14 protein-coding genes and 1 other annotated feature are annotated in these 20,083 nt (G+C 44.5%); of the genes, 7 read left to right on the top strand and 7 right to left on the bottom strand.

The genetic code is table 11. The features are described 5' to 3' along the window. Window positions 1–103 precede the first annotated feature (103 nt). A complete protein-coding gene (locus tag D0466_RS01270) occupies window positions 104–583 on the top strand; it encodes a GAF domain-containing protein (RefSeq protein ID WP_117320759.1) in 480 nt (159 codons plus the stop codon). A gap of 308 nt (window positions 584–891) precedes the next feature. On the opposite strand, the gene D0466_RS01275 is transcribed toward D0466_RS01270, so the two are convergent. Then, the gene (locus tag D0466_RS01275; protein WP_199484483.1) at window positions 892–2,757 is read right to left on the bottom strand and encodes a sensor domain-containing diguanylate cyclase; all 1,866 of its coding nucleotides are present in this window, start codon (window positions 2,755–2,757) and stop codon (window positions 892–894) included. A gap of 501 nt (window positions 2,758–3,258) precedes the next feature. On the opposite strand from D0466_RS01275, the gene rpsD reads away from it, so the two are divergent. Continuing rightward, entirely contained in the window at window positions 3,259–3,861 is a 603-nt protein-coding gene (rpsD, locus tag D0466_RS01280) for a 30S ribosomal protein S4 (RefSeq protein WP_117320760.1), read from the top strand. A 177-nt stretch (window positions 3,862–4,038) separates the two neighbouring features. Here rpsD and tyrS read toward each other — a convergent pair whose 3' ends face one another. Then, window positions 4,039–5,295, bottom strand: a complete 1,257-nt coding sequence (gene tyrS, locus D0466_RS01285; RefSeq protein ID WP_117320761.1) for a tyrosine--tRNA ligase — start codon at window positions 5,293–5,295, stop codon at window positions 4,039–4,041. A 59-nt stretch (window positions 5,296–5,354) separates the two neighbouring features. Continuing rightward, window positions 5,355–5,590 (bottom strand) — a binding site (T-box leader). 147 nt (window positions 5,591–5,737) lie between these two features. Between tyrS and D0466_RS01290 the strand changes: the two genes are divergently transcribed. Further along, window positions 5,738–8,548: a transglycosylase domain-containing protein gene (locus D0466_RS01290; RefSeq protein ID WP_117320762.1), complete on the top strand. Its 2,811-nt coding sequence runs from the start codon at window positions 5,738–5,740 to the stop codon at window positions 8,546–8,548. 152 nt (window positions 8,549–8,700) lie between these two features. Here the strand turns inward: D0466_RS01290 and acsA are convergent, their stop codons facing one another. Continuing rightward, a complete protein-coding gene (gene acsA / locus D0466_RS01295) occupies window positions 8,701–10,419 on the bottom strand; it encodes an acetate--CoA ligase (protein ID WP_117320763.1) in 1,719 nt (572 codons plus the stop codon). Window positions 10,420–10,663: 244 nt separating this feature from the next. Here acsA and D0466_RS01300 point away from each other — a divergent pair, with 244 nt between their 5' ends. From D0466_RS01300 to D0466_RS01310, 3 genes are read left to right on the top strand one after another with little or no spacing between them, the layout of a single operon-like run. After that, window positions 10,664–11,296 (top strand): GNAT family N-acetyltransferase, encoded by a 633-nt coding sequence (locus D0466_RS01300; RefSeq protein WP_117320764.1) that lies wholly within the window; start codon window positions 10,664–10,666, stop codon window positions 11,294–11,296. A 26-nt stretch (window positions 11,297–11,322) separates the two neighbouring features. Then, window positions 11,323–11,970, top strand: a complete 648-nt coding sequence (locus D0466_RS01305) for an acetoin utilization AcuB family protein (protein WP_117320765.1) — start codon at window positions 11,323–11,325, stop codon at window positions 11,968–11,970. After that, window positions 11,967–13,151: an acetoin utilization protein AcuC gene (locus D0466_RS01310; RefSeq protein ID WP_117320766.1), complete on the top strand. Its 1,185-nt coding sequence runs from the start codon at window positions 11,967–11,969 to the stop codon at window positions 13,149–13,151. Before D0466_RS01305 ends, D0466_RS01310 begins: the two co-directional genes overlap by 4 nt. Window positions 13,152–13,352: 201 nt before the next feature. Here D0466_RS01310 and ccpA read toward each other — a convergent pair whose 3' ends face one another. After that, a complete protein-coding gene (gene ccpA, locus D0466_RS01315; protein WP_117320767.1) occupies window positions 13,353–14,354 on the bottom strand; it encodes a catabolite control protein A in 1,002 nt (333 codons plus the stop codon). Window positions 14,355–14,692: 338 nt separating this feature from the next. Continuing rightward, window positions 14,693–15,769: a bifunctional 3-deoxy-7-phosphoheptulonate synthase/chorismate mutase gene (locus tag D0466_RS01320; RefSeq protein ID WP_117320768.1), complete on the bottom strand. Its 1,077-nt coding sequence runs from the start codon at window positions 15,767–15,769 to the stop codon at window positions 14,693–14,695. Between the two features lie 247 nt (window positions 15,770–16,016). Between D0466_RS01320 and D0466_RS01325 the strand changes: the two genes are divergently transcribed. After that, window positions 16,017–18,173, top strand: coding sequence for a cell division FtsA domain-containing protein (locus D0466_RS01325; RefSeq protein WP_117320769.1), 2,157 nt, complete (start codon window positions 16,017–16,019; stop codon window positions 18,171–18,173). Window positions 18,174–18,265: 92 nt separating this feature from the next. Here the strand turns inward: D0466_RS01325 and D0466_RS01330 are convergent, their stop codons facing one another. Together D0466_RS01330 and D0466_RS01335 are read right to left on the bottom strand one after the other, a co-directional pair. Beyond that, the gene (locus tag D0466_RS01330) at window positions 18,266–19,060 is read right to left on the bottom strand and encodes an ABC transporter ATP-binding protein (RefSeq protein ID WP_117320770.1); all 795 of its coding nucleotides are present in this window, start codon (window positions 19,058–19,060) and stop codon (window positions 18,266–18,268) included. Next, on the bottom strand, window positions 19,044–20,066 hold the full coding sequence (locus tag D0466_RS01335; RefSeq protein WP_117320771.1) for an ABC transporter permease: 1,023 nt from the start codon (window positions 20,064–20,066) through the stop codon (window positions 19,044–19,046). Before D0466_RS01335 ends, D0466_RS01330 begins: the two co-directional genes overlap by 17 nt. Between the last annotated feature and the right edge of the window lie 17 nt (window positions 20,067–20,083).

Below are 20,083 nucleotides of genomic sequence, written 5' to 3' on the forward strand. Positions count from 1 at the left end.
TATTTAAAATGATTATCCTCCATCAACTTCTCGACATGTTCTTTAAGATTCGCTGAAATGATGGGGATAGCTGTAATTATTAGTGGAAGTAAGGTGGTTGTTCATGTTTAATGTCGAATTGTATAAAGGAACAAAAGAAAAGAATTACGAGCTTGTCCTGAAACAGCTTGCTGCTTTAATAGAGGATGAAACGGACAGGATTGCCAACTTGAGCAATGCATCCTCCCTGCTAAATCAATTTTTGGATCAAGTTAACTGGGTCGGTTTTTATTTGACGGCAGGGGACGAATTGGTTCTGGGTCCCTTCCAGGGATTGCCTGCCTGTGTAAGAATTCCGTTTGGCAAGGGCGTTTGCGGCACTTCCGCTTTGGAAAGAAAAACGTTGCGTGTTGAAGACGTCCATTTATTTCCCGGCCATATCGCCTGTGACGCAGCTTCACAATCCGAGATTGTGGTACCGATCATCAAAAATGGTGAATTGATTGGCGTGCTGGATATTGACAGCCCGATCAAGAACCGGTTTGATGAAACGGATCAAACAATGCTTGAAAGATTCGCCGGCATTCTCGCAAAGCACATTTAACAAAGCGCATGCGTCACTTTGGCGAGCTGATGAACTTATGAAAATAGCAGCGTTTACCTAAAAAAGCCCGGCGGATCCTCTTGCATTTTTGGATCCGCCGAACTTTTAAAGAGCAAGAAAAAAACTTCGGGAACGTTTCACCGCACGAAGGAAAATTTCGAAGATGCAACAAAAAAAACAAAGTTTTTTGGCTGTCGAGTAGTTTCCTGGCAGCATTTCTTGTGTTAGCGTTGATGTTTTCCTTAGGAGGTTGCAAATGTTAGTCGACGTAAAAGGGCGCATGTGCTTTTAATATATAGCCAGCTATATTAATTTAGTACTTCTACTCTATTCTTTCCGGTATTCTTGGCGAGATATAAGGCCTCATCGGCCCGTTTGAACAATGCCTTGGCATCATCAGTTCGGTCCTTTTTCCAATAAGACACCCCGCAGGATATCGTTACTTTTGGATTGGAAAGCTCGCTGACTTTTTCCAATAGCCGCTGGGCAATGCTCACACCTACTTGAAGGGACAGCCTTGGCAAGTAGATGGCCAGTTCCTCCCCGCCCCATCTTGCCCCAATATCGGACTCCCGGATGTTACCATGGATAAGATCGGCAACCTGGACCAATATCTCGTCGCCTACCTGGTGGCCGTACGTATCATTTACCTTCTTGAAATCATCGATATCAATCAAGATAAACGTTCCTTCTTCATCGTCGTCCATTGACTGAAGAATCTTTTCATCAAGATAGCTGCGCGAATACAATCCAGTCAAATGATCCGTAATGACCATCTTCTCAAGTTCCTCCCGGAGCATGGAATTAGCCAGGGCCAGGCTGGAATGGTGAATGAGGGACTGGAGCAATTTAAACATTTCAAAAGAAAAATAGTAAGGCTCTTCTTGAAGCACAACAGCAAAACCTCTCATGGAATTGCTTTGAATCATCGGAACCGCCATTAATGAGCGAAATCTCATCTTTCCATCCATTTTCTGAAGCGTTAAATCACCGATAAACAAGGATTCCTTATCGATATCGATTTTCTTCTTTGAGTAGCGGATATACTGTTCCGCTTCTTTCGTCTGGAAAAAGGCGGAACTCCCTGTCAAAGGTTTTACTTCACCGTTCGGGAGAAGAAAAATAAAGCCAATCTCACTTGCATTGAACGATTTAACGATTTGTTCCCTCATATAACTCATCGTTTCGCTTAAGCGAAGATTTGAATTTAATCGGTGCGATGTCTCATTGATAAGCTGGAGATCAGAAATAAGCTTTTTGGACTGTTGATAGAGCTGGGCATTCTCAAGTGCGCTCCCAGCGGTATTTGCAAGCAGGGAGATAAACTCTACTTCATTTTCAGGAAACACAAGTGAATTAGGCGTTATCACTTGAAGGACACCATATACCCCCTGTTTTCCTTTAAGCGGGGCATAAAGGACAGACCTTTTCGCGGGTACCGAATCCTCAAATTGCACTGTACCAGTTACAAATGCCTGCATAGCCGCAGCATTTTCACTGTCGTATTCCAGGTCCTTTATCGGCAGATTTTCATGATTGTTGTTGTCATGGGACAGCATCAGGTAATAAATGAAGGATGGGTAAACTTCCATTAGCGTTTTTATGATTTCTTCCAGCACAGCGTCCATGCTCATCGAAGAGTGAAATTTCTCTGTTACCTTGAATAATTGTTTGTACCTTTTTTCTTCGAGCACGACTTTATTGAGATTAAAGGCGGTTTCAAGAAGCGTGGTGCATTCCCGCGCCAGGAGTTCGACTGCTTCCGGGCCGATTCCTGACAGGGATCCCGCGGTTTCTTCCTTAACAGCGACCAGGCCCGTAATCCCCGCTTTTTCTTTTAACGGCAAAATGGCCTGATACTCCTGTAACTCGGGAAAAGGATGGTCGTTATAAAAGTAACTTTTTCCGGCCGCACGTTCCATATCCGTATATAACTTTTCAAAATTAAGGATGTGATTGTCCAATCCGCTTTCCGTAGATGCTTCTATGAATACATGCTGTTTCCAGTCATCGCGTTTTAACAAAGTCACTTCCTTCAATGCAAGCGAGCGTTTTATTTCTCCAAGCATGGTAAGGACAAACTGCCCATATTGGATATTCCCGTTCACCAAATCCATATTTTCAAAAAAAATAGTCCTTAAATCATATAGCAATTGAGTTTTTTTGTGTTCCATCTCTATCATCCCTATAAGCTGTTGCCTTTATTTAAGAGCGGGCATTTATATAATAGAACCTTCAGTTATGTGATTAGCGCCAAAAGTCCCAAGCCCTATAATATGTAAAGTGAAAATCTTCATGAAACTTATATCAACAAATTAATTTTCATAGCGCTCTTCATTTCCATTATAAACCTTGAACACCAAAAATTCTTTAAAAACTTATGTATATTTCGTATCAAATGTAAATTTTTTCATATTAGAATCAAATATGTCGCTATGCCGGATTCTTAAATCTCCTTGACATAAATGGCATAAAAAATATATAATACTCTTTGTGTAAAATATTGCAGCCTATTGTGCAGCCTTTATGTTTCATTTTGTTCCTCATTTAATAGAGGTGTATCGCGTAACCCTCTGCTGCTAGGGCGAAGGTGCATGAAAACAAAATGGGCATGATCGTATTCACAAACGGTTTTTATTTTACCCAAATAAAAACATTTGAAGGAGGAGTCATTCATGGCTCGTTATACTGGCCCAAGCTGGAAATTATCCCGTCGTCTTGGAATTTCCTTAACCGGCACTGGTAAAGAATTAGAAAAGCGTCCTTACGCTCCTGGACAACATGGTCCAAACCAACGTAAAAAGATTTCCGAATACGGAATGCAATTACAGGAGAAGCAAAAACTTCGCCACATGTATGGTGTCAATGAGCGCCAATTCCGTACTTTATTTGATAGAGCCGGAAAACTTCAAGGTAAACACGGTGAAAACTTCATGGTTCTTCTTGAATCACGCCTTGATAACGTTGTTTACCGTCTTGGCCTTGCCCGCACTCGCCGTGCAGCACGCCAACTCGTAAACCACGGACATATCACTGTTGATGGACAACGCGTTGATATTCCATCTTACAGAGTATCTCCTGGCCAAACAATCAGCGTTCGTGAAAAGTCACGCAACCTCGACACAATTAAAGAGTCTATCGAAGTAAACAACTTCGTTCCGGATTACTTGACTTTTGACGCTGATCAATTAGTAGGTACATTCACACGTTTACCAGAACGCTCTGAATTGCCTGCTGAAATCAACGAAGCTCTTATCGTTGAATTCTACTCTCGTTAATAATGAGAACCCTCGTCTTCGGATGAGGGTTTTTGCTTTTTTGAGAGTGAATTAAGCAAAGATTTCTATGGATTAAGCGAAATTGCACGGGAATTAAGCGGCGGTTATTCCTTGGATTTAAGCTAAATCCCTCGCCTATTAAACAAGCCGGCTCTTAAGAGCCGGCTTGTTCCATTACTACTTAATTAATGTATACTTCTTTTTTCCCCTGCGGATCAGCATGAATTCGCCTTCGATCATGTCATTCCCGGAAACCTGGTAGTCAAGCTCTGTCACTTTGTCTCCATTTAAAGAAATGGCACCGCTCTGGATATCTTCGCGGGCTTGGCGCTTTGAAGGCGAAATTTTCGCCTCCACCAGAAGGTCAACAAGCCCTGTGGCTTCTTTGCTGCTCCGTTCGAAGCTTGGCACATCTTTAAAACCGACCTTTATTTCTTCGGCAGTCAAGTTTTTTACATCCCCGCTGAACAAGGCAGCTGTAATTTTGATCGCTTGCTCCAACGCTTCCTCTCCGTGAATCAAACGCGTCATTTCTTCCGCCAGCGCCTTCTGTGCTTTTCTAAGATGAGGCTCCGTTTCGACGGATTGTGCAAGGGCATCAATTTCTTCATGGGAAAGGAATGTGAAATATTTCAGGTATTTGACAACATCTGCATCGGCTGTGTTGATCCAGAATTGATAGAACTCATAAGGTGTTGTTTTTTCAGGATCAAGCCACACGGTGCCGCTCTCTGACTTTCCGAATTTCGTGCCGTCAGCCTTTGTAACAAGAGGAATCGTCAAGCCAAAAGCTTTGGCTCCCTCGTCGTTCATTTTTCTGATCAAATCCAAGCCTGTTGTGATATTCCCCCACTGGTCGCTTCCGCCAATCTGCAGCTTGCAATCCAGGTTCTGGTATAAGTAATTAAAATCCATTGCCTGGAGGATTGTGTACGTAAACTCGGTGAATGAAATACCCGTTTCCAATCGGGATGCGATCGTATCTTTAGCAAGCATGTAGTTGATCCCGATATGTTTGCCATAGTCTCGCAAGAAGGTGATGATGTCGATGGATCTTGTCCAGTCATAATTATTGACCATGACAGCCCCGTTTTCCCCTCCGAAATCAAAAATGCTTTCCAGCTGCGCTTTCAGCCCCTTAACATTGTGTTCCACTGTTTCGATCGTTTGCAGTTTACGTTCTTCTTTCTTTCCGCTTGGATCGCCGATTAGGCCTGTCGCTCCCCCTACCAGCACAATCGGCCTGTGGCCATGCTGCTGAAAACGGCGAAGGGTAAGAAACGGCAGTAAATGTCCGATGTGCATACTATCTGCAGTGGGATCCATCCCGCAGTAAAGTGAAATTTTATTGTTATCTAACAGGCTTTCCAGCCCTTCTTCATCCGTCTGCTGGTAAATAACGCCTCTCCATTCAAGATCCTTCAACAATTGCATTAGACTCTCCTCCTATATATTCAATAATCCGGACAATTAAAAACGCCCCTTCAATCTCTTGAAGGGACGAAAAAATTCGCGGTACCACCCAACTTGAGGACACATCTTTCCATCCTCCGCTTTACACGATAACGGTCGCTGCCGTTTGCTGCTACTTAAAACACCAGGGAGCGCCTTATGTTCACAGCAAATGCTCAAGGAAGTAATTCGTTTCTCCATTTGTACCGGTTTGCACCAACCACCGGCTCTCTGGAACAGGGATGAAGCCACTACTGGATCCTATCATAGCCACTTGTAAAATTGAGTTTTTAATAATAATGAATTTTTACCATATATTAAAACGAATGTCAACTTGGCCGCTTAAGACCCTGAAATGTTGGCGAGGTAACTTATATAATAAGGTTATATGCTATAATGTAGGTGATTTCGGGGGGATGAAACGATGACAAACAATCCAAATGGTCAGCTGCCGTCACATTGGAAGCGTATCACGGAATTTCTTCGTGACAAAAAAACAGGAAGGTATTCCCGGATTACATATGGCGTTATATGGAACTTATTTCTTTTATCCATAGTTTTGATTATCCTGGGCCTTTCTTTTGCCGGTGGAGTCGGGGCCGGCTATTTCGCTGCCATGGTGAAGGATGAACCAATCCGCACCAAAAGCGAATTGAGGAAGGATATATACAATTATGAAGAGACTTCGGAAATTTACTTTGCGAATAATGTATACCTCGGCAAGCTTAAAACAGACCTTGAGCGGGAAGAAATCACTCTCGACCATATATCAAAACATCTTTCTAACGCGGTAATCGCCACCGAAGATGAATATTTTTATGAACATGACGGTGTCGTGCCGAAAGCCATCATGCGGGCGATATTCCAGGAATTGACGAATTCCGCCTTGCAGTCAGGAGGGAGCACGCTCACCCAGCAGCTTATAAAAAACCAAATCCTCACGAATGAGGTTTCCTTTGAGAGAAAAGCAAAAGAAATTCTGCTTGCGCTTAGAGTGGAAAAGTTTTTTGAAAAGGATGAAATATTGCAAACCTATCTGAATGTATCGACATTCGGAAGGAATTCCTCAGGCCGAAACATTGCCGGTGTGCAAGCGGCTGCAGAAGGCATTTTCGGCAAAAGCGCCAAAGATCTGAACATCCCACAGTCAGCATTTATTGCCGGATTGCCGCAAAGTCCTTTCGGCTATACGCCTTATACACAGCAGGGGACCATCAAGGATAATCTGGAACCCGGTTTGTCCAGGATGAAAACTGTCCTAAAACGGATGAAAGACGGAAATTATATTTCCGAAACAGAATATCAACACGCTTTGAATTATGACATAAAAAAAGATTTTATTGGGAATAAACCTTCCCCGGCCGAAAAGTATCCATGGGTTACATTTGAGATTGAAAAGCGTTCGATTGACATCCTTTCAAAAATCCTTGCTAAAGAAGCAGGTTATGAAGAACGCGACCTAAAAGCAGACAAAGATCTCCAGGAGCAATATTTAAAACTGGCGGACAGGAATTTGCACCAAAACGGCTATAAAATCTATTCAACGATCGATAAAAAAATTTATGACCGAATGGAGGAAGCTGTAAAGGATTATCAGTATTACGGAAGTCCAAAACCCGAGCAAGTCAAAGACAGTGAAACGGGACAAAAGAAAACCGTAATGGAACCTGTCGAAACGGGTGCTATGCTAATCGCGAACAAAACAGGGAGAATCATCAGCTTTGTCGGCGGGCGCGACCATAACCGGGAGGCTACCAACCATGCAACCAAAGCGCTAAGGCAAAACGGTTCTACGATGAAGCCCCTGCTTGTTTATGGGCCGGGCATCGAGCTTGGCAAGTTGGCGCCCGGTTCGGTCAAAGCTAATGTACCAATCAGCATGAATGACGGTTCCGCGACAGGATGGCGTCCAACTAACTCAGGAGGCGGAAGTTATACAGGGTTGGCAACTGCCCGGGAGGCACTTGCCAAATCGTATAACATTCCGGCAGCATTATTTTACGCGGATATCAAAAATCAACAGCCGGTTAAATACCTTGAAAAGATGGGTTTTTCAAGTCTTATGCCACAGGATTACAACAGCCTGTCAATGTCGCTTGGCGGCATGCAAAAAGGCGTCACGGTGGAGGAAAATGTTAACGCGTTTGCTACATTCGCAAATGACGGCAAGTTCGTTGACGCCTATATGATTGAGAAAATCTTGGCAAAAGACGGAAAGGTAATCTATAAGCATAAATCCAATCCCGTCAACGTCTTTACACCTCAAACTTCATATCTGACTCTTGACATGATGAGAGATGTCATTTCGAGCGGAACCGCAGCATCATTAAGAAGCCAGCTGTCATTTTCCGCGGATTGGGCAGGAAAGACAGGGACTACCCAGAATCTTTGGGATGCCTGGTTCGTTGCCTCCAATCCAAATGTAACCTTCGGGACCTGGATCGGCTATGATACTCCAAAGTCCCTGGAGCAAACATACCAAGGGATTTCATATAGCAAACGGAATATTTATTTATGGGCTAAATTGATGAATGAAACGTACAATATCCAGCCAAAATTAATCGCACCGAAGAAGAGATTCGAAATGCCGGGGGGAATCGTAAGGCGTTCTTATTGCGCTGCTTCAGGGCTGTTGCCATCCGAGTCATGCTCATCAGCAGGGCTGGTAAAGACAGACCTCTTTATCGCAAAATATATGCCGAGCAGAACGGATGAGAGTTTTACCGGTGGCGGACTGTTCGTCAGGATTGGCAACAAAAGATATGCTGCACTTCCTTCCACCCCTGCCGAGTTTACAAGCACCGGCTTTATCGTGAATCCAAACAATTTTGAACAGATCGGCGGCAAGTATATTATTGACCCTGGATCTTTACCTATTAATGATAAATCCGGAGTCAGCCCGATAGCAAGTAGCGAAGTATTGAAGGATAATGGAAAGGTTCCAAGCCCTCCAACGGCCAGAATGCAGGGAAGAACACTCATTTGGGATCCGCATCCGGAAGGAGATGTAATTGGCTACAGGATATACAGCAATGGGAAAAAAGCGGGAATCGTAAAGGCGGGAGGAAACTTATCATTTGGCAGCGGGCGAGGTTCCTTTTATGTGACTGCGGTTGACATTGAAGGAAATGAGTCGTCCCCTTCCAATGTTGTATCCCGTAAAGGAACAGCTTCGGGTAACAAAAAAACAGGCCTGGACATCGCTCCTAACCATAGGAAGCCGAAAAAGAGCTAGAAAACCCTCCGTTTGGAAAGCCTGTAAAGACTGGGACATAGGCGCAGATACACTTTCGCACGAAAATGAACTTTGTATCATCCTTACGAAGACGCCAAAAGAAAACCAAACCGCTAAGGGTTTGGTTTTCTTTTGGTTTATCCAGTTCTAAATCAATCTTCCATCGTTGATAAATCGCCTGTTGGCAGATCAAGTTCCCAGGCCTTCAAGACACGGCGCATGATTTTTCCGCTGCGGGTTTTAGGCAGTTTATCCCGGAATTCAATTTCACGCGGTGCCGCGTGTGCAGCAAGACCCTGCTTCACAAACTGGCGAATTTCTTCGATGAGTTTATCGCTTGGCTCATAGCCGTCACGGAGCGCGATGAATGCTTTAATGATCTCTCCGCGGACCGGGTCAGGCTTCCCGATAACCCCTGCTTCAGCAATAGCTGGATGTTCCACAAGCTTGCTTTCCACCTCAAACGGGCCAACACGTTCGCCGGCGGTCATAATTACATCATCAACACGGCCCTGGAACCAGAAATAGCCATCTTCGTCCATATATGCGGAATCCCCGGAAACATACCAGTCACCTGGCATGAAGTAAGATTCATATTTTTGCGGGTTATTCCAGATTTGATTCATCATGGACGGCCAGCCTTTTTTAACGGCAAGATTCCCCATTCTGTATGGCGGCAGCTCATTCCCCTGGTCATCGACGATAGCAGCCTTTACACCCGGGATCGGTTTCCCCATTGAACCGGGCTTGATTTCCATGGACGGATAGTTGCAGATCACCTGTGCCCCTGTTTCAGTCATCCACCATGTATCATGGATGCGAAGCTGGAATACTTTCATGCCCCAGCGTACTACTTCAGGGTTTAATGGTTCCCCCACGCTTAGGATATGGCGCAGCGTGCTTAAATCGAAGCCTTTTACGATTTCATCCCCGGCTCCCATCAGCATCCGGAAAGCAGTAGGCGCACTATACCATACCGTAACACCGAAATCCTCAATTGTTTGGTACCATGATTCGGGCTTGAAACGGCCCCCCACAACCACATTGGAAGTTCCAGTGAGCCACGGCCCGAATATTCCGTAAGAAGTTCCCGTTACCCAGCCCGGATCAGCCGTACACCAGTATACATCATCGTCTTTAAGATCGAGTACCCATTTGGCTGTTTGATAGTGCTGGATCATTGCATTATGTACGTGAAGGACTCCTTTTGGCTTTCCTGTGGAACCTGATGTATAATGCAGGATCAAGCCGTCGCCCCTATCCACCCATTCAACCGGCAGTTTCTTATCTGCTTCCTTCAGTCTTTTATTGAAGTCGAAGTACATCGTATCTTCTTCGATATTTTCGCCGATAAGGAAAATATGCTTTAGAGCGGGAAGGTCCCCTACAGGCACCCGGGATAATAAATCAGGAGTTGTAATCAGCACTTTTGCTTCACTGTCTTCTAGCCGGTCCTTAACCGCGCCTTCCATGAACGCTTCGAAAAGCGGACCTACGATCGCACCCAATTTGACAGCACCCAAAAGGGCAAAATACAGCTCCGGAGAGCGGGGCATGAATATGAAAACACGATCGCCCTTTTCCACGTTTCCATAAGACTTCAGTACATTTCCGGCTTTATTTGAAAGCTCTTTCATCTCTTTGAACGTATACTTTTCATTTCGCCCTGCGTCCCTGTAATACAAAGCGATTTTATTCTTTCGGTGAGATTCTGCATGGCGGTCGATTGCTTCATAAGCAAGGTTCACCTTGCCCGTTTCAGACCATGAGAATACTTTTTCCGTTTCCGACCAGTCAAACTGCTTGTACGTTTCTTCATAATTCTGAAGGTTAAAATCTCCCATTACCGCTGGCAACGCTTCCAATTTCATGTCACATACTCCCCCTTATTTCGACTTTACACCCTCCATTATATTACATCCGTTTCATTTTCTCAATTTTAAAAAAATTATATCTATATTCTAGGATAATGAACTCATGCCTCCATGTGTAATTTATTTGGAACCAGCCTTTCGTATAAAATGTGTAAAAATAGAAAAATACACGAATTATTTCAATTTTCGTTCTCCCTTTTTATGTATAATGGAAAGGACTACTGATATAGGTGGTGAAGGTATGGAGCATAGGAAGACTTATAATGGGAAGGAATTAAAGACGGCACAAGGGACGTTGATCATTGAAGGGCCCATTACTGCCGAAAAACTGGGGGCATATGAGTTCCACCGTGATTTAGTGGCATTTCGCCCTCCAGAGCAGCAGCACGAAGCACTCATTGGCATTGCCGATCTGCCTGAGGGAAGGATCATCATTGCCAGACATAAAGATACAATCGTTGGTTATGTTACATTTTTATACCCTGACCCGTTGGAGCGATGGTCTGAAATTGAAATGGAAGACTTGATCGAACTGGGTGCAATCGAAGTGATACCGGAGTTCCGCGGTGCCAAGGTAGGGAAAAACCTGCTGATCGTGTCCATGATGGACGATGCTATGGAGGATTTTATCATCATCACAACTGAATATTACTGGCATTGGGATTTAAAAGGGACAGGCCTTAATGTCTGGGATTACCGCAAGGTCATGGAGAAAATGATGAATGCAGGCGGCCTAACCTATTACGCCACGGACGATCCAGAAATTTGTTCCCATCCCGCCAATTGCCTTATGGCAAGGATCGGAAGAAGGGTTCCGCCCGAGTCCGTTCAGCAATTCGACCGTCTTCGCTTTATGAATCGGTTTATGTATTAAACGGGAGACAAGAGGGGGAAAAGAATATGATCATTGAGGAAATCATGAACACAGATGTCATAACTCTAACCGAATCCGATACGATCCATGCTGCCGTCAAATTAATCGGGGAAAACGGGATCCGGCATATTCCGATCGTGAATGAACAGTACGGCCTTGTTGGTTTGGTCAGCGACCGGGATATCCGGGAAGCCACACCGTCCATTTTCCGCACCGACGAGTTCAAGGAAGATTTGCAAAAACCGGTAGGCATGATTATGAAAACCAATGTTATTACCGGCCACCCGCTGGACTTCGTGGAAGAAGCGGCTGCAGTATTTTATGAGAATAACATAAGCTGCCTGCCCATCGTAAAAGAAAACAGATTAGTAGGTGTCATCACCGGTACGGATTTGCTCCATTGTTATGTAGAAATGACTGGCGCCCATCAGCCGGGTTCCCAGATAGAAGTAAAAGTACCTAATAAAGCCGGGATGCTTCATGATGTTTCAGGTCTCCTCAAAAAGAGAAAGGCCAATATCCTGAGCGTTCTCGTATATCCCTATAAAAATGACGAATCTCATAAAGTCCTTGTGCTGCGCGTTCAAACAATGAATCCATTTATGGTGGTGGAGGATTTAAAGAATGAAGGCTATACCGTTTTATGGCCTAGCTTACCGGGGTTATCCTCATGAATAAAAATGCCGTGTTTGTTTACTCTGATGAACTATTATCTTATAAGTTCAATGACAAGCACCCATTTAACCAGAAACGGCTTACCTTGACTCTGGATCTATTAAAAAAACACCATGCAATAAAAGATGAGGATATTATTGCCCCCAGAATGGCAACGGACGAAGAGCTTCAGTTAATTCATGACCCCTCCTATGTAAACGCAGTCAAACTTGCCGGCCAGGGAAAGCTTTCCGAGGAGAAGGGGGAAGGCTTTGGTCTGGGCACTGAGGATACTCCCATATTCCCGAATATGCATGAAGCGAGCAGCCTGCTCGTCGGCGGAACATTGGTTGCAGTCGACCAGGTAATGACCGGGCAGGCCAGACATGCGCTTAACCTTGGGGGCGGATTACATCATGGTTTCAGGGGAAAGGCATCCGGCTTCTGCATTTATAATGACAGTTCAGTGGCAATCAAGTACATCCAGCAGAAATATAATGCAAGAGTGCTTTATGTTGATACTGACGCACACCATGGAGATGGCGTTCAATGGTCATTTTATGATGATCCGAATGTTTGCACTATATCCATTCATGAAACAGGCAGATACTTATTTCCGGGTACCGGAAATATAAATGAACGTGGCCAAGGTAAAGGCTATGGCTATTCTTTCAACATACCGGTGGACGCATTCACTGAGGATGATTCCTGGCTGGACGCATACACAGCCGCCATAACGGAAGTGGCAGAGTATTTCAAGCCGGATGTCATCCTGACTCAAAACGGTGCAGATTCCCATTATTACGACCCGTTGACCCACCTTTCATCCACAATGAGGATTTACAAGGAGATACCGAGGCTTGCCCATGAAATCGCCCATAAGTACTGTGAAGGGCGCTGGATAGCGGTAGGCGGAGGCGGATATGACATCTGGCGGGTGGTGCCAAGGGCTTGGTCATTAATCTGGCTGGAGATGACAGAAAATAAAAACAACTCTGGTCCCCTGCCGGCTGACTGGATTGCAAAATGGCAGCCGCAATCCACGGTCACTCTTCCGGACGAATGGGAAGATCATGAAGGCATTTACCAACCAATCCCACGCAAATCGGAAATAACAGAAAAAAACAGGCAAACGCTAGAAAAAGCGTTGTACCCTATCAGATCGAGCCGTAAAACATCAACCACAAACGGAATCATTTGAGATTCATAAATAAGGATAGTAGAAAACTCACAGGCCCACAAAACAAGGAAGGGTTCGGAGCTTTACATCGCACAAAACAAAGCGGCAGCTTAATGAGGATTTGGGTCACACAGGCGCTGTACAGGATGCAGCGCACTAATCCTGCGTTCTGATTTATGCGGATAAGAAAGTATAAAAAAAACGCCCTCCGGGACGTTTTTTTTATTTTGTGGATTGGCGCTTTTCGATACGGTGCGGCAAAACAACCTGTTCCTGGCCTTCCACTGTTTCTTTGTTCATTAATTTGGTCAGTAATCTCATGGCTACAGCGCCAATGTCATAAAGTGGCTGGACAATTGTTGTGATTTGCGGACGTACCATCAATGTAAGCCGCGTGTTATCAAAGCTTATCACCTCAAAATCATCCGGGACATGATAACCCTTATCCTGTGCAGCGTGGACAATCCCCAATGCCATCTCATCAGCGCCGGCGATAATAGCAGTCGGCCTTTCAGATGCTTCGGCCAGTTTTTCGAACGACTCTATTCCCGAGTCGTATGTATAATCCCCTTCCACCACATATGACTCATTAAACTGCATACCCGCACCCTCAAGCCCTCTTTTGTATCCGGACAACTTTTTCTGGTTGATCGGTTCGGACCCGTTACCTATGACACAAGCGATATTGCGGTGCCCTTGCTCCGCGAAGGCTGTTACCGCATCGTATGCTGCCGCTTCGTAATCGATATTGACAGCGGGAACCTGGCCTGTGTCTTCCACAGATCCTGCCAATACAATTGGTACCGGGGATTTTTGGAACTCTTGCACATGCTGGTCCGTAATATTCGAGCCCATGAATACAATGCCGTCCACCTGTTTACCCAGCATCGTATTTAATAAATGAAACTCTTTTTCTTGGTTTTCATCAGAATTGCTCAAGATGATATTATATTTATACATCGTGGCGATATCTTCAATTCCTCTCGCAAGTTCCGCATAAAAGATGCTTGAAATATCTGGGATGATAACACCGACTGTAGTTGTCTTTTTGCTTGCTAGCCCTCTTGCCACAGCATTTGGCCGATACCCTAACCGCTCGATGACCTCTAACACCTTTTTCCTGGTGGCAGGTTTCACATTCGGATTCCCGTTAACCACACGGGAAACAGTGGCCATTGAAACGTTTGCTTCGCGGGCCACATCATAAATGGTTATATTATTCATTTTACCACTCCTTCATGTCCTGTATTTTTCCCTTAATATAACCTGATTATTTCTGTTCTTTTCAATCTCTGTTTTCCAGGGGGCATCCAGACAGGAAAATCAAACAGGGTATGTTCACATTTGAACAATAACTAACAGAAATGAATCGGATAATAGCATATTGGTCCGAGAAAACACATAATTATATATATATTATCATACGATAGTAACCGTTTTACTGCAATGTATCTGTCTTTTTTTACCTGGATTTTCAATTTTTTTATTATATCCTAAAAAAAAACAGCCCCCTGCGTATGCAAGAGGCTGATATACTCCTTAGATAGACAAAGCTTATAGCATCAAACAGTAACCCAGCTCGGTTTTTGGATTTCGCTGAAGAAATCATCAAACTGTTTAAAGTCCATTTGCTGGGCTGAATCTGATAAAGCGACGGATGGATCCGGATGAACCTCGGCCATTACGCCATCAGCGCCGATTGCCAATGCTGCTTTGGCAGTTGGAAGAAGCAAATCGCGTCTACCGGTTGAATGGGTCACATCAACCATGACTGGTAGATGTGTTTCCTGCTTCAGGATTGGCACCGCTGAAATATCGAGGGTGTTTCGCGTTGCACGCTCGTACGTCCTGATCCCTCTTTCACAAAGAATGATATTTCCATTTCCTTGTGACATAATGTATTCCGCTGCATTGATGAATTCGTCAATTGTTGCTGCCAGACCGCGTTTTAGAAGAACCGGCTTATTGACGGCACCTGCAGCTTTAAGCAATTCAAAGTTCTGCATATTCCTAGCACCGATTTGAATCACATCAATATAATCCACAGCCGTTTCAATGTCATTAGGGCTGACTATTTCACTGATGACGCCAAGGCCGTATTCATCAGCGACACGCTTAAGGATTTTCAATCCTTCAACGCCAAGACCCTGGAAATCATAAGGCGAGGTACGCGGCTTATAAGCTCCCCCACGCAATAGTTTAAGGCCTTTGTTCTTAACAACTTCCGCAACAGATGCAACTTGTTCATAAGATTCAACAGCGCAAGGGCCAAATACAAAGCTTGGCACGCCGTTTCCGATCAGTTCACCCTTAACATTGATAATCGTGTCTTCCGGCTTCTTCTTTCTGGAAACAAGCAACGCCTTTTTGTGGTCGCCCTCCTGCAAATCAAGTCCAAGCTTAAAGATTTCTTTGAAAATATGTTTAATAGAAGCGATGTCAAGCGGCCCTTCATTACTGGATTCAATCAAATCCAGCATCGTTCTTTCCCGTACCGGATCATAACGGTTTACACCTTGTTTTTCTTTCACACGCCCGATTTCCTGTACAAGTTCTGCACGCTTGTTAATAAGTTGTAATAAATCGAGATTGATGTCATCCAGTTCTGCGCGGAGTGCTTCAAGTTCTGCGTTGCTCATTGCAATCCTTCCCTTCGCCTTTTAAGAATACGGCCGGCCAATTTAATCAAGTTTTCTAACTGCTTTCGCTGCGTAACATTTAATCAATCAGACCGACGGCTTTAACCAATGAAAAAAGTATGTTACATTTCATATATAATTACGGATTATTATAAAGCATAGTCAGAAGATTGTCACTACTTTTTTCTTTAATAATTAAACGCTTTTAAGCGCTAAAGTAAATTTTCTATAAAAGAAGGTGCATGTGGTGCAGGAAAAGATTTTTGCCCTTGATATCGGTACCCGTTCCGTTGTCGGAATCATTCTTGAGAAAGAGGATGAAAATTACTTTGTCAAAGATATCCTCGCAAAAGAACATACAGAACGGGCCATGCTAGATGGCCAAATCCATGATGTGATAGCTGTATCCAAAGTTATCCAGGAAATAAAAACAGCACTCGAGAAAAAGTACGGCCCATTGGAAAAAGTATGCGTTGCGGCAGCCGGCAGGGCGCTTAAGACAGAACGCGCTGAAATCGCGTATGATATCAAAGGTAAGCCAATGATGCAGCATGAAGACATTCTTCATCTGGAGTTAAGCGCGGTTCAACAGGCACAGGCGAAGGTGTCGGAAAAGAATTTTTCAAATGGCGGGTACCATTATTATTGTGTCGGTTATTCAGTTTTATATTACAGGCTTGACGGCCAGGAAATCGGAAGCTTAATAGACCAAAGCGGTGATGAAGCTACCATTGAAATCATTGCAACCTTCCTTCCCAAGGTAGTGGTAGAGTCCCTTGTTGCTGCATTAAAGCGGGCAGGCCTTGAAATGCAGGCACTGACTCTGGAACCGATTGCCGCCATAAATGTCCTGATTCCCCCATCGATGAGAAGATTGAATGTCGCACTGGTTGATATTGGGGCCGGCACATCCGATATTGCCCTTACCGATTCCGGTACCGTTATTGCTTATGGGATGGTACCAGTGGCAGGAGATGAAATAACAGAAGCGATAAGCGATCAATTTTTGCTCGACTTTCCTCTTGCCGAACAGGCAAAAAGACAGCTTGGCGAGCAGGAAGAAATAACAGTAACCGACATCCTCGGTTTTGAAACACTGATGCCAAGGGAAGAAATCGTCAGTAAAATTTCCCCGGCAGTTGGGCGGCTGGCAGATGCCATTTGCTCGGAAATATTGTTATTGAACAGCGACAAATCTCCCAGGGCAGTTATGCTTGTCGGTGGCGGGAGCCTTACTCCCGAACTGCCTGTACTGGTTGCAGAACGACTAAACCTTCCTGAAAATCGGGTGGCCATTAGGGGTCTTGACGCGATTCAGAATCTTTCCATGGAGGATTCGCTGGCAAAAGGACCGGAGCTTGTGACCCCGATCGGCATTGCCATCGCTGCCCATAAAAGCCCGATCCAATATATGAATGTTACCGTAAACGGACAGGCCGTCAGGCTGTTCGACATGAAGCAGATGACAGTGGGCGACTGCCTGCTTACTGCAGGCATTAAGATTACTAGTTTACATGGAAAACCGGGTATGGCAATGATGGTGAAACTAAACAGCCAAGACCTTACCATTCCCGGCATGCATGGAAAAAAACCATTGATGCTTTTGAATGGTTTGGAGGCTTCATTGGGTGACGAGGTGCAAAACGGCGATGAAATCACCGCTACAAAAGGGGAAGATGGGTCATCATCCATAGTGCGCATCCGCGATTTGATTGACAGTATTCCGGAAAAAACAATAACCATCAACGGAGAACAACATACCATAACGGCCCAAATCATAAAAAATGGCAGCGTTACAAACGGCGATGCATTTGTAGAAGACAGAGATGAGATTACTTGCACCTTGCCGCAGACGATTGATGAAGTGTTTACCTATCTCTCTTTGGAACATTTTCTATCTTATCTACAGCCATTTGAAATTGAAATAAACAAAAAAAACAGGCAAATTAACCACTTTTCTGGAAGCATTGAAAAAAATGGCCGGCAGGTGAGGCCAGGAAATTCATGTGAGGATGGGGATATAATCAATGTCATTCCACCGTCACTGCCCAATGTGGCTGATCTTGCCAATGCACTCAAGGTCCGAACCAATTATTCGATCGCCGTCCAATTCAACGGAAAAAGGATTATCCTATCCAAAAGCCTGGCCGAATTCTACCGGGATGATAAACTTTTGGGAGAAAAAGATACCATCCGCAACCGCGATGTTTTAGCATGTATCCAATACAAAATGGAACCATTTATCTTCCAGGATGTTTTCAGATTTGCCGAGGTGGAGATGCCGAGTTCTTCGAATGGACGGTTTGTGCTGGTCAATAACAATAAAGAAACCAGCTTTGATAAACCGATATCATCAGGGGACGAATTAAAAATCATTTGGACCACCATGCCACAGAAATTATAAGTCTACCAAAAAAATCACCTGTCAAAATGAAAAGCAATAAAAAGAGAGGACCGATCCCATTGAAAGGACGGTCCTGTTTCTTCATTTCATTTCTAGGTTAAAAGCGCCCGGTCGTTTGTTAAACGTGTTCCCCGTATGCGCTGGAATTCCTCCATCAAATCCTCAATCGTGAGCGTCTCTTTCTTTTCTTCATCAACCTCTAAAATGATCTGGCCTTTGTCCATCATAATCAGCCTGTTGCCTAAATCAAGTGCTTGCTGCATATTATGGGTTACCATTATCGTGGTGAGCCCATACTTTTCGACAATCTCTTTTGTCAACGCTGTAATAAGCTCTGCCCGCGATGGATCCAAAGCGGCCGTATGCTCATCCAAGAGAAGGATCGATGGCTCTGTGAAAGTTGCCATAAGCAGCGACAGTGCCTGCCTTTCCCCTCCTGAGAGAAGGCCCACTTTCGCATTAAGCCTGTTTTCAAGGCCAAGATGAAGGGATTCCAGGACTTCTCCGAAAAACTCTTTCCGCTTTTTATTGACTCCCCTTTGCAATGTCCTTCGTTTGTTACGGGAATAGGCAATCGCCAAGTTTTCCTCGATTGTCATTGTGGGAGACGTCCCCGCCATTGGATCCTGGAAAACCCGACCTATCATTTTGGCACGTTTATATTCCGGAAGATCCGTCACGTCCTTTGAATCGATCTTCACTTCTCCCAAATCCGGCTGGAGAACACCTGATACAAGATTCATTAGTGTGGATTTGCCGGCCCCGTTACTGCCGATCACAGTGACGAAATCTCCTTGCTTCAACCGCAAGTTGATATGGTCCAACGCTATTTTTTCGTCGGGTGTCCCTTCATTGAAAACTTTATGGATATTATTTAATTGAAGCACGGGTTTCACCCTTCCCTTCTGCCGGAACCGCCATTAATCTTCGATGCTCAGCTTGCTTACGGGCTTTTCGTTTCCGCTCTTTATACCCTTCTATAAACCGCGGCAAAACTAAAGCAAGCAAAACAATTAGCGCTGTAATCACTTTTACATCTCCAGGTTCAAAGAATTCAATTCTAAGCGCAAGGCTGACTACTATCCGGTACACAATGCTTCCGCCGATTACCGCGAGAGTCGCAATGGCAATGGTTCTCGTCCCAAACAGCGCCTCCCCGATAATGACTGACGCCAGCCCTATGACAATCATCCCAATCCCCATACCGACATCTGCAAAACCACCTTGCTGGGCGATGAGGGCCCCGGAAAGTGCAACCAGGCCATTCGATAGACCAAGCCCCAGCACAATCATCAAATTCGTATTGGCAGAAAAGCTTCTGATCATTCTCTGATTGTCTCCAGTGGCCCTTAAGGCAAGGCCGATTTCTGTCCGGAGGAAAACATCAACCAGAAATTTAATTAAAAAGGTAATAAACAGCATAAATAGCAGGATGCCCCACGTATGCGGGAGACTCCCCCCCAGCCCTATTGACGATAGAATTCCATTGAATGCCGAATCCATCCCGAACTTATTTCCAAATTCGCTCACGTGAGTGAAAACCGATTCAGTGTTCAATAAGGGTACATTCGATTTTCCCATGATCCGCAGGTTAATCGAATAAAGGGCAATCATCATCAAAATCCCTGATAATAATGCATTAATCTTTCCAATCGTATGGATTAAGCCTGTAAAACAGCCCGCCACAAAACCTGCTGCGGTGGCAAGGATTGTAGCTGTAAATGGATTTACTCCGCTTACAATTAATATGGCCGCAACGGCTGCCCCGGTCACAAAGCTTCCGTCAACCGTTAAATCAGGAAAGTCGAGGATCCTGAATGATAAATACACGCCAAGCGCCATGATGGCATAGATGATTCCTGATTCAAATGCGCCAAATAAAGCCGTAAACATCGTAAATCAACCCTTTC

The organism is Peribacillus glennii (assembly GCF_003429105.1).
Classification (GTDB): domain Bacteria; phylum Bacillota; class Bacilli; order Bacillales; family DSM-1321; genus Peribacillus; species Peribacillus glennii.